This window comes from Streptomyces sp. NPDC033136, assembly GCF_055578235.1.
Genome location: NZ_JBVIPD010000001.1, coordinates 667,316 through 677,067 on the forward strand (window position 1 = coordinate 667,316; position 9,752 = coordinate 677,067).

At 70.2% G+C, this 9,752-nt stretch carries 10 protein-coding genes; 8 read left to right on the plus strand and 2 right to left on the minus strand.

What is annotated here, in order from left to right:
- Nucleotides 1–23: 23 nt before the first annotated feature.
- The 8 genes from ACZ5TL_RS03105 to ddaH all read left to right on the plus strand — a co-directional run bounded on the left by ACZ5TL_RS03105 (nt 24) and on the right by ddaH (nt 7,243).
- Nucleotides 24–785, plus strand: a complete 762-nt coding sequence (locus tag ACZ5TL_RS03105) for an SDR family oxidoreductase (protein WP_468587016.1) — start codon at nt 24–26, stop codon at nt 783–785.
- Nucleotides 786–826: 41 nt separating this feature from the next.
- Nucleotides 827–1,561 carry an SDR family oxidoreductase gene (locus tag ACZ5TL_RS03110; protein ID WP_468587018.1) on the plus strand — a complete coding sequence of 245 codons (735 nt, stop codon included), beginning with the start codon at nt 827–829 and terminating at the stop codon, nt 1,559–1,561.
- A gap of 54 nt (nt 1,562–1,615) precedes the next feature.
- Nucleotides 1,616–2,566, plus strand: a complete 951-nt coding sequence (locus ACZ5TL_RS03115) for a hypothetical protein (RefSeq protein ID WP_468587020.1) — start codon at nt 1,616–1,618, stop codon at nt 2,564–2,566.
- Nucleotides 2,567–2,621: 55 nt separating this feature from the next.
- Nucleotides 2,622–3,896 carry an ATP-grasp domain-containing protein gene (locus ACZ5TL_RS03120; RefSeq protein WP_468587022.1) on the plus strand — a complete coding sequence of 425 codons (1,275 nt, stop codon included), beginning with the start codon at nt 2,622–2,624 and terminating at the stop codon, nt 3,894–3,896.
- Complete coding sequence (locus tag ACZ5TL_RS03125; RefSeq protein ID WP_468587024.1) at nt 3,883–4,881, plus strand: EamA/RhaT family transporter; 999 nt, start codon at nt 3,883–3,885, stop codon at nt 4,879–4,881. The genes ACZ5TL_RS03120 and ACZ5TL_RS03125 overlap by 14 nt, the downstream gene beginning before the upstream one ends.
- A gap of 78 nt (nt 4,882–4,959) precedes the next feature.
- The gene (locus ACZ5TL_RS03130; protein ID WP_468587026.1) at nt 4,960–5,682 is read left to right on the plus strand and encodes an SDR family oxidoreductase; all 723 of its coding nucleotides are present in this window, start codon (nt 4,960–4,962) and stop codon (nt 5,680–5,682) included.
- Nucleotides 5,683–5,725: 43 nt separating this feature from the next.
- A complete protein-coding gene (locus tag ACZ5TL_RS03135) occupies nt 5,726–6,310 on the plus strand; it encodes a cupin (RefSeq protein WP_468587028.1) in 585 nt (194 codons plus the stop codon).
- 96 nt (nt 6,311–6,406) lie between these two features.
- Complete coding sequence (gene ddaH / locus ACZ5TL_RS03140; protein WP_468587030.1) at nt 6,407–7,243, plus strand: dimethylargininase; 837 nt, start codon at nt 6,407–6,409, stop codon at nt 7,241–7,243.
- Here the strand turns inward: ddaH and ACZ5TL_RS03145 are convergent.
- Together ACZ5TL_RS03145 and ACZ5TL_RS03150 are read right to left on the minus strand one after the other, a co-directional pair.
- Nucleotides 7,212–8,012 carry a hypothetical protein gene (locus ACZ5TL_RS03145; RefSeq protein ID WP_468587032.1) on the minus strand — a complete coding sequence of 267 codons (801 nt, stop codon included), beginning with the start codon at nt 8,010–8,012 and terminating at the stop codon, nt 7,212–7,214. The two genes, ddaH and ACZ5TL_RS03145, sit on opposite strands and share 32 nt — an antisense overlap.
- A 10-nt stretch (nt 8,013–8,022) precedes the next feature.
- Nucleotides 8,023–8,775: a hypothetical protein gene (locus tag ACZ5TL_RS03150; protein ID WP_468587034.1), complete on the minus strand. Its 753-nt coding sequence runs from the start codon at nt 8,773–8,775 to the stop codon at nt 8,023–8,025.
- Nucleotides 8,776–9,752: the final 977 nt, after the last annotated feature.

Consider the following 9,752-nt stretch of genomic DNA (forward strand, 5'->3'; position numbering starts at 1 on the left):
CCGACTCCGACACGGAACCCACAGTGATACTTCACAACGGCCATCAGGCCGCCCCCGAACCCCGCGACCGACGCGTGGTCATCACCGGAGCCGCCCGGGACTTCGGACGGACACTCGCCATCCACTTCGCTCGCCGAGGCGACGAGGTCCTGCTCTCCGCCCGGAGCCTGGAGGCCGCCCGGCGCGTCGCCGACGAGATCCGCGGCCTCGGGTTCGACCGGGTGCACGCCCTCCGGTGCGACCTGGCGGACCCGGCCTCGGTGCGCGCGTTCGCCGACGACGTCGCCGCGCTGACCGACCACATCGACGTGCTGGTCAACAACGGGGCCCGCTGGCTTCCCGGTGAGGATCTCGGGTCCGCCGGGGACGAGGACATCGCCGCCACGGTCGCCTCCACCGTGACCGGCACCGTCCTCGTGGTCAAGCACCTGCTTGCGCTGCTTGCGAAGTCCGGCCGGCCCGACGTGGTCAACCTGATCTCGTCGGCCGGGCTGCCGGGGAACCACCGCACCCAGGCCCACGCCGCGTTCTACGCCGCCAAGCACGGGCAGGCCGGGCTCGCCGACCTGTTGTCACCGCAGCTGCGGCCGCACGGCGTACGGGTCATCTCGCTCTACCCGCCCGACTTCAGCAACCCGGACCCGCTGGGCCCGGACTGGGACACGACGCCCCGCGACGCGGGCGGCAAGCTGACCGCCCACTCCCTCGTGGAGTGCGTCATGTTCGCGATCGACCAGCCACGGGACTGCTTCATCAAGGCGTTCCACTTCGAACAGACCGGCTGAACGCGCTCCGCGCCGTCCCGCAGGCCGAGAAACGAGACCCGATGAGTTCCACCGACACCGCCACGGCACCCACCGCGGACCCGACCGCGCCCATCGTCATCTCCGGGGTGAGCAGAGGGCTCGGCGCAGCCCTGGCCCGGCGCTTCGCCGAGCTGGGCCACCCCGTTGCCGGCTGCGGCCGCGACCACGAGGCCCTGGACCGGCTCCGTGCCGGCCTCGGCGAGGGCCACCTGATCACCGCCGCCGACGTCGCCGACGCCGACGCCGTCGACGACTGGGCCGAGCGGACCGTCCGGGAACTCGGCGCGCCCGCCCTGGTCATCGCCAACGCCGGGTACATCAGCCCCCAGACGCCGGTGTGGCGGACGAACCCGGCGGACTTCCGCACCACCGTCGACGTCAACGTCGTCGGCGTCTACACCCTGGCCCGAGCGTTCCTGCCCCGCATCGCCGCGGGCGGCACCTTCGTCGCCGTGTCCTCGGGCTGGGGCCGCAACCCGCGAGGAATGCTGGCCGCCTACACCGCGAGCAAGTTCGCCGTCGAGGGCTTCACCCGGGCCATCGCCCAGGAGGCCGAGGCGCTGCTGCCGGGCGTCACCGCCGTCACCGTCGACCCGGGCGGCGGCGTGGACACCGACATGCTCGCCACCTGCCTGCCGGACGAGCACACCCGGTACCCGGGGCCCGAGACCTGGGCGCGGGTGGCGGCCGACTACCTGCTGCACCACGTGCCGAAGGAGCCCAACGGAGCCTGTTTGACCGTTCCTTCGCCCTGACTGCGGACGGGCGCGATCCGTACACCCCACCGGAGAAACCCGAAGGAGACGACCGTGTCCGAAGCCGGCACCGTGGTGGCCGACCCGTGGCTCAGCAAGATACGTCAGCACGAAGCCGTGGCCGCAGCCACCCCGGACCTCGCCTTCGACCTGCGCGTCCTGTCCGACCCCGGTGAGCTGACCGCCCATCTGGCGGACCGGCGGGACCGTACGGTGGTCCTGCGGCCGGAGATTTCCGACGACACCGGCTCCGCCGTCCTGTGCCGGCCCGGTGCCGCGCTGCCCGAACCCGAGATCCGGCGGCTGTGGGCCCGTGGCTGCCGGGTGGTCGCCCACGACCATGTGCCCGGCACGCCGTGCTTCGTCAACGGTGTCGTCCTCGACGGCGCGTTCTTCGTCACCGACGCCTGGCGGTGCTTCTCGCTGGAGGAGGGCCCCCGGTCGCTGCTCACCAGCGTGGTGAACCTGGCGCCCGGCTCGCTGCGGGAACGCGAACTGGAGCACCGGCTGGCGCCCGTGACACAGGGGATCGGCCTGGCCTCGGGGCCCGTCACGTTCGAGGTGGTCACGGGCGCGGAGGGGACCTTGAAGGTCGTCAAGTTCGCCGCCCGGGCGGCAGGCCACCCGCTGCCGAAGCTCTGCGCCCTGCTCGGCCTGCCCGACCAGGCGGCCACGCTGGCAGGCGGCTCCCGGACGGCGACCGGCCGTCCGTCCGCCCCGGGCTTCGTCGCCGACTACGCCTTCGTCGCCCGCGAGGCGGGCAGGCTGGTGCGCGTCGAGGGACTGGAGGAGATCCGGGCCCTGCGCTCGTACGCCGGTGACATCTTCATGCCAACTCCAGGTGAAACGATCACCGCGACCGTTGGTGAAGGCGGATCGGCGGCCATCCTGTTGAGGCACCAGGACGAGGACGTGCTTCTCGCCGACATCGACTACTGCCAGAACCGCAATCGGGAGGGTGTCTTCTCCGTCACCGCCGATGACCGGCAGCCCCTCAGCCGGTGAGCCCCCACGCCTCGGGCCGATGAGCAGTCCTCAAGCACGCTACGGGAGAACGCAGATGTCAGCATGTCGCAGGGTCGCCATCGTCGACGCCTATTCCTCCGGGCGCCGACTCGCCCCCCTGTTCCGGGGACGCGGCTTCACCTGCGTCCACGTCCGCAGCACGCCCGTCGTGCCCGCGGTGTACGCGCCTTCCTTCATTCCGGGCGACTTCGACACCGAGGTGGTGCACGGCGGCGACCTGAAGGAGACCGCCGCCCGCTTGGCCGAGCACGAGCCGGTGGCCCTGCTCGCAGGCATCGAGAGCGGCGTGGAACTGGCCGACGCGCTGAGCGAGGCCCTCGGGCTGCTGACCAACGGCACCGAGCTGAGCTCCGCGCGGCGGGACAAGCACCGTATGGGGGAGATGGTGCGGGAGGCCGGGCTGCGGACGGCCAGGCAGATCCTCACCTCCGACGAGGACGAACTGCTGGCCTGGTACGACGCGGCGATCCGGGCCGGGGCGGGCGAGGGCGCGCCCGCCCGGGTGGTGCTCAAGCCGGTCAAGAGCGCCGGCAACGACGGGGTGTTCTTCTGCGACGGCCCGGACGAGGTCCGCTCCGCCTTCCGGTCCCTGCTCGGCACCGACAGCGCGCTGGCCACCCGCAACGACGAGGTGCTGGCTCAGGAGTACCTGTTCGGCGGCGAGTACTACGTCAACACGGTCAGCCTCGACGGCGTGCACCAGGTCTGCGACATCTGGAAGACGAGCCACATCAACGCCAACGGGGTGCGCGACCTGCTCGACGGGGCATGGCTGCTGGACCGCCACGGCCCGCTGCAGGAGACGCTGACCCGGTACGCGTTCTCCGTCCTGGACGCCCTGGGCATCCGCCACGGCCCCGCGCACACCGAGCTGAAGCTGACCCCAGACGGCCCCTGCCTGATCGAGACCGGTGCCCGGCTGTGCGGCGGCGACCTGCCCCAGCTGGTGCGCGGGGCGGTGGGGGAGAGCCAGCTGGAGTGGACGGCCGACGCGTACACCGACCCGGAGCGGTTCCGGGCCCGGGCCGGCGAGCCGTACGCCGTGCGCGAGTACGTCTCGTCGATGTCGCTGATCGCGCCCCGCTCCGGCACGCTGCTGCGGTACCCCAGGCTGGAGGAGGTCAAGGCGCTGGAGAGCTTCCACCAGGCGAAGATCTGGGTGGCTCCGGGCGAACCGATCCGGCGCAGCGTGGACGACTTCACGGTGCCGATGCTGGTCGACCTGGCGCACCCCGTGCAGGACGTGCTCCTGCGCGACTACGCGACGGTGCGCTACCTGGACGGAGAAGGCTTCTATGACATCGCCTGACCCGGCCGGGCGGGCACGACGGGCCGGGGCTGCCGTCGGACCGTTGCTGGTGCTCAGCTACTGCGTGGCCAACGCGGTCAAGTCGGTGGTCGAGGGCCGTCTGGTGCAGGACATCAGCCCCGAGTTCTACGCGTTCAACGCCTTCTTCGTGACGCAGGTGCTCTACCTGGTGCTGTGCCGGGATCACCGGGCGCTTCTCGCGGCCGTCCGCCGCAGCCTGCCGGACGTCCTCGCGTACAACGTGACGACCACCCTGAGCTGGGTGGCGGTGCTCTACGCCCTGCAGGTGTTCGAGCCGGCGGTGGCCAACTCCCTCATCGTGGGCATGGTGCCCGTCCTGACCATCCTGCTGGGCGGACGGCTCCGTCCGCAGTCCCGTCCCTCCCGGGCGGAGATTTTCTCCTCGCTGGGTGTGCTGGTCTCCATGAGCTACCTCGCCGTGATGACCCTGACGGGTTCGTCGGGAACCGGATCCGTCTCCTCCGGCGGGTTCGCGCTCGGTGTGGTGGCCAGTGTGCTGACCGCCGCGGCGGTGGCGGGCAACACCTTCTACACCAAGCGTCTGGGCGAGGCGGGGATGAGGCCGGGGCAGATGATGGCCTGCCGGTTCCCGCTGCTCCTCGTATCGACCCTCGTGCTCTTCCTCGTACGGGACAGTGCCGCCCCCTACACCGGCACCAACATCGGGCTGTTCCTGGCCCTCGGCCTGGGCGTGGCCGGCACCCTGCTGCTGCTCCAGGTGGGCATCACCCGCACCGAGCCGATGACGGTGTCCCTGCTGTTCGGCAGCAATCTGATCCTGACGTTCGGCATCCAGTTCTTCGACCCCCGTCTCCACCAGTCCGTGCACACCCTGATCGGTGTGCTGCTGCTGACCGGCTTCATTCTCTGGGGCAGCCTCGCCGGGGTCCGCCAGGCGTCCGGAGCGGACCGGGAACCGCGGGCGCCGGCGCCTGACGCCCGAAGCTCCGCGCACCGCGGCTGATCCGGGGCCACGGCCGCCCCGCGAAGGTCACCTTCCGAACGAGCGGACGTCCGCTCGCGATCTGAAAGGCACCACCACATGGAGAACCTCCGCGTCGTCATCACCGGTGCCGCCCGGGACTTCGGGCGCACCCTGGCCATCATCTTCGCCCGGCAGGGCGCCGAGGTGTTCCTCTCCGCGCGCAGCCTGGAGGGCGCTCGCCGCACCGCGCAGGAGATCCGCGACCTCGGCCACGACCGGGTCCACGCGTTCGCCTGCGACATCACCGACCCGGAGTCCGTACGCGCCTTCGCAGCCGGTGTCCGTGAACGGGCCGGCGCCGTCGACGTGCTCATCAACAACGGCGCCAACTGGCTGGAGAGCGAGGACCTGACCAGCGCGGACGACGCCGACATCCTCGCCACCACCGCGTCCGCCGGCGGCACCGTCCTGATGGTCAAGCACTTCCTTCCGCTGCTGCGGGCCTCGCAGCGGCCCGACATCGTCACCCTGGTGTCGGCGGCCGCCACGCCGAACCACACCGGCTGCTCGGGCCATGAGGCGTTCTACGCGGCCAAGGGCGGGCAGGCCGCGTTCACCGGCATCCTGTCCAAGCGGCTGCGCGCGGAGGGCATCCGCGTCATTTCCTTGTTCCCGCCGGACTTCGACAACATCGACCCGCTGTCGCCCGAGTGGGAGGGCGCCTCGCGCACCGCGAAAGACACCCTGACCGCGCAGTCCCTGGCGCAGTGCGTCACCTTCGCGGTCAACCAGCCCCGTGACTGCTTCATCAGCGCCCTTCACTTCGAGCCCGGTCGGTGACCGGGCGCCGTGCCGCAACCGACTCCTTCGAAAGGCGACTGCCATGACACTGCTTCAGGTCCTGCCGGCCACGGGCGAGGTGAAGCCGGTGCTGACGACCCAGGACCCCGACCGCATCGCGGCCGAGCTCGGCGCACACGGTGCCCGCTTCGAACGGTGGCCGGTCAAGGACCTGCCGGCCGGCGCCGGCGACGGTGACGTGCTGGGCCTGTACCGGCAGGAGTCGGACCGCTTCTGCGCCGAGAGCGGTCTGGGACACGTCGAGGTGGTCCGGATGACCCCGGACGACTCCGATCCGCAGTGGGCCACCGAGGCCCGCCGGTCCCGGGACCGCTACTTCGACGAGCACACCCACCGCTCCGACGAGGTCTGGTTCTTCGCCCAGGGCCGGTGCGGTTTCTACCTGCGTCTGGCCGGCGACGACACCGTTCATGTGCTGATCGCCGAAGCGGGCGACCTGGTGTGCACACCCGCCGGCGTCCGGCACTGGTTCGACATGGGGGAGCGGCCCGACTTCGCCGCCCTGCACGTCTATCTCGCCGACACCGACTGGGACGAGGCGTTCACCGGCGACCCGATCGCGTCCCGTTTCCCCCACATGGAGGAGCTTCTGGCCGACGCCCGCTGATCCGCGGGCGCCCCGGCCCCTCCCTCTCGCTCCCGGGGGTGCGGCACCACCGTGCCGCACCCCCGGTCCGTCCTGCTCACCCGAATCTGGAGCGACATGACGTCCATAACCGCGCCCACCACCCCCGAGCGCACCTTCCGCCCCCGCCGTTACCTGATGTGCCGACCCACGCACTTCGAGGTGACGTACTCCATCAACCCCTGGATGGATCCCGCCAAGCCGGTCGACAGCGAGCTGGCGGTCGCCCAGTGGGAGCGGCTGTACGCCCTGTACCGCGAACTCGGCCACACGGTGGACCTCATCGACCCGCTGCCCGGCCTGCCCGACATGGTCTACGCGGCCAACGGCGCCACCGTGGTGGACGGCAAGGTACTGGGTGCCCGGTTCCGCAACGCGGAGCGCACCGCCGAGGGCCCGGCCTATCTGGAGTGGTTCCGGTCCCATGGATTCACGCGCACGAGAGAGCCCGAGTTCGTCAACGAGGGCGAGGGCGACTTCCTCGTCACCGACAGCTGGATCCTTGCTGGCCGTGGCTTCCGCAGCACCGCCGAGGGACACCAGGAGGCGCAGGAGTTCTTCGGGCGCCCGGTCATCGGCCTGGAACTGACGGACCCCCGCTACTACCACCTCGACACCGCGCTGACCGTGCTGGAAGGCGACGAGATCATGTACAACCCGCAGGCGTTCACGCCGGGCAGCCTGGAGGTCCTGCGCCGGCTGTTCCCCGACGCCCTGCTCGTCGCGCCGGAGGACGCCGAGGTCTTCGGTCTCAACGCGGTCAGCGATGGTCTGCACGTGGTGCTTCCCGAGGCCGCACAGAACTTGAGCGGTCAGCTCCGGCAGCGTGGCTTCGACCCCATCGGCGTGGACCTGTCCGAGCTGCTCAAGGGCGGCGGCAGCGTCAAGTGCTGCACTCTGGAGATCCGGCGCTGACGGTGCGCACCGGGACGGGTCTGTCCGCTACGCGCGTCGACCGGCGTGGCAGCAGGCCCGTCTCGATCGCCCTGGCTCCGGCCTGGAACCGGGAGCTGGTGCCCAGCAGGGCGATGATGTCGGCGACGTACCGCCGGTAGGTGCGCACCGACATGGCCAGTTTTCTGGCCGCGACCTCGTCGATCAGTCCTTCCTGCAGACAACCGAGGACCCGTCGCAGTTCCTCGGTGTGGGGCTGTTCCCGGAGGCGCACGTGCTCGTCCAGTACCGTCGCGGTGGACCAGACGGTGTCGAAGAGCGCGCGCAGGTTCGTGGCCACGGACGTGTTGCGTATCAGTGAGGGGTCGCCCGAGGCGTTCGAGACCAGGGTCGACGTCCCGTCGGCGATGACCGCGGTGAGCCCTGGGAGGGCGGCCAGCCGCACCTCGGCTTTTTCCGGAACGAGCGCGGTCACCGCGCCCCGGGTTCGGGTGACCGGCGGGACGAGCGCCCGTACGGTGACATCCGCGGCCAGCAGCGGGGCGACCCGGCGAAAGGCGTCTATCACGGCAGTGGTCGTCTCCGACCGTTCGCCGATTATTAGGCAGATGTTGTTTGAAGCCTGGGACATCAGCTTTCCGGACGCTTCTTCCAGGGCTTCGGGACTCAGGGAGAGTTGGGTGGCGCGTGAGTCGTTGGCCGCCTGACTCCGCCGTTGGGCGGCCATTGATTCCACCAGGCCCCGGACCTTGAGCAGATCCTGCTCCAGAATTATGGCGGTCGGTAACACGGGACTCCTTTCAGGCCATATCGAACAGCTGTAATTCGGCTGCTCGGGTGCCGCCGGAAAAGCGCGAACTGACGCCCAGGCACTCCAGAATCCTGGCGACGTGCCGGCGGTACGTGCGCAGGGACATGCCCAGTTCCCGGGCCGCGACCGCGTCCCTGGATCCGGCCCGTAAGCGGCCCAGGACCTCACGTGCGCAGTCGGTGGAGAGGTAGGCGTCCAGCCGCAGATAGGTCGACCAGGGCAGTGAGGCGTCCCAGGCCCCCATGAACAGGGAGGCGAGCGCTCTGACCGCGGCCCGGTCCCGCACCAGCAGATCGCTCGGGGTGTCGCCCGGCGCATGGGTCAGCGCCTCCGTGTCGTCCACCACGAGGGACTCGGCGAGCGGGTGGGCGGTCACCCGCGGTTCCGCGAGGTCGGCCGTCCAGGCCGGCAGGTCCCGCAGCGCGGAGACGGGCCCGAGCAGGCGCACGGTGACCCGGCCCGGCCCGGCCGCGGCCCGGTCCCTGAGGTCGCCCAGCACGGTGCGCACGGCCGCCGGTTGCCCGGTTCTGCCGGACAGCGAGACCAGCACGGTGCGGCGGGCCCGCGCCACCAGCTCCGCCATGGCGGCACCGCGCGTCTCGTGCGGCGGACCGGCGGACAGCTCCACGAAACGCGGTGCGGGAAGGGAGCGGAATTCCAGAACAGCCGAATCGATGAGATTACGTGCTTGCAGCAGCGCATGCTCCACAGGATCGGTGGCCTGGTCCTGCGCCTCTCGCATCTTCCCCTCCGGAGGTCGGTCTCATCGCTGACTTTGATGTGCGGGTGCTCTCAGCAAAAGGAGGTGATTGCGCACTCTTGTTTCCGACTGATAACCGCCCCCATTCCCCTTGGTTGAAAGTTACTAAATCGAGACGACTGTGGCAAGAGATTCCCGGTGCACAGTACACCGTTTGCTCTGGCCTAAGGGTGATGCCTGTCACTGCTCACTGTCGCTCACTGATCGAGTGTCTGGTTCTGGGCGGTCGGTGGCGCAACTCGTACGGTCGGCGATTTTCGGAATCCGGCGCTTTGTGTACGACCGGGATCTGAAGAGCTTCACCGCGGAAAGCCGGAGGCGAAGAAGGCAACCGCCGAGACCGTCTTCGACATCCTCGCCACCCCCGTCAACGGTTCCGTCGACGATCTCCCCGCCCCGGAACGGGACCTGCCCGCCTTCCTCCTGCGCGCCCAACTCGATGGCAGCGGCCGGCCGACAGAACGGCAGCGCGCCCGCATGTAGCCCGCGGTGTCGGCACCGGCCTCCTCACCACCGGCGACACCGAGGCGTTTCTTGCCTGGGCAGGACGCGTCCGCCCCCCTGCTCGCGCATGAGGTCTCGCGCCGGCCGGCCCACCGGTCGGTCAAGTTCTGACAAGCGGGAGGACGGGTGACCGGCGCCGTGCCTTCGGCACTACCAGCCAACGAGCTCGGGGTGAGTGGTTTCGGGCAGGGGCGGAGTGAGTAACAGCTCGGACACCCGTGCCCCCTAGCCGGTCTGGGTACCGGCATGCTCGGGTCATGGGGGGACGCGACGGGGTGCGGAGTGCAACGGCCGGAGGGGGTCTGTTCAACGGTTGTCTGGCTGTGCTCGTCAACGGTTGTCTGGCTGTGCTCGTGCTGCTGAGGGGCCTTGCGTTCTTCGGACAGGGACTTGACCGACTAAATCATGCAGCAAGACGCAATTTTTCGAAATCGGCGTGGACTTCGCGCGGCGGG